The 1,204-nt window shown below is 68.4% G+C and carries 1 pseudogene; it reads right to left on the reverse strand.

The features are described 5' to 3' along the window. Positions 1-1,204: pseudogene (locus ACXJKR_RS32920) on the reverse strand (heme utilization protein); the annotation flags it as partial.

Below are 1,204 nucleotides of genomic sequence, written 5' to 3' on the forward strand. Positions count from 1 at the left end.
GTCGCTGGTGAGGCCATCCAGCTGTGTGCTGGTCAGGGCGCGCAGGGCGGCCGTGGACAGGAAGCGGACGTCGCCGGTCTCGATGGCGGCCAACTGGTCGGTGTTCAGCGCCTGGGCCTGGGTCGAGCTCAGCACGCCGATCTGGGCGGTGCCCAGGGCGGTCATGTCGCCGGCCGTCAGGCCCTGCACTTGAGATGTGCTGAGTGAGCCAATCTGGGCGGTCGTGAGGCTGGACACCTCGTCGGAGCTCAGCGTCAGGATCTGGTCGGAAGAGAGGCCGCGCAACGCGGCGGTCGTGACCGAGCGCAGGTCGGCCGTCTCCATCTTGGGCAACTGGTCCGACGTCAGCGAACCGAACTGGCTGGAGTTCAGCGTCGCGAACTGGGCCGAACCCATCGCGTTGAGGTTGTCGGTGGCCAGGCTGCTCAGCTGGGCCGTCGTCAGCACGGCGACCTGGGCGGTGGAAAGCTTGTTGAACTGGTCGGACGTGAGGCTGTTGAGGTCGTCCGTGTTCAGCGTGCGGACCTGGTCGGTCGTCAGCGCGTTGATCTGGCTGGAGGTCAGGGCGCGCAGCTGGTCGCTGGTGAGGCCRTCCAGYTGGGTGCTGGTCAGGCCACGCARGGCGGCCGTGCTCAGCGACTTCATGTCRGCSGCCTCGATGGCSGACARCTGGTCGGTGTTCAGGGCCGACACCTGGGCCGAGCCCAGGGCGGCGATCTGGGCGGTGCCCAGGGCCGTCATGTCGCCGGCCGTCAGGCCTTGCACTTGGGCCGTGGTCAGCGCAGCGATCTGGCCCGTGGTCAGGACGCCCACCTCGTCGGAGGTCAGCGTCTGGATCTGGTCGGAGGAGAGGCCGCGCAGTGCCGCGGTCGTGACGGCGCGCAGGTCGGCCGTTTCCATCGTCGGCAGCTGGTCAGAGGTCAGCGAGCCGAACTGCGTGGAGTTCAGCGTCGCGAACTGGGCCGAGCCCATGGCGTTGAGGCTGTCCGTCGTCAGGTGGCTCAGCTGCGCCGTCGTCAGCGCGGCGACCTGGGCGGTGGAGAGCTTGTTGAACTGGTCGGACGCCAGGCTGTTGAGGTCGTCCGTGTTCAGCGTGCGGATCTGGTCGGTCGTCAGCGCGTTGATCTGGCCAGAGGTCAGGGCGACCATGTCGGCCGTGCTCAGGCCCTGGATCTGCAGCGTGCCGAGCGCCGCGATCTGCGCC

It is taken from the genome of Roseateles sp. P5_E11 (assembly GCF_054049355.1).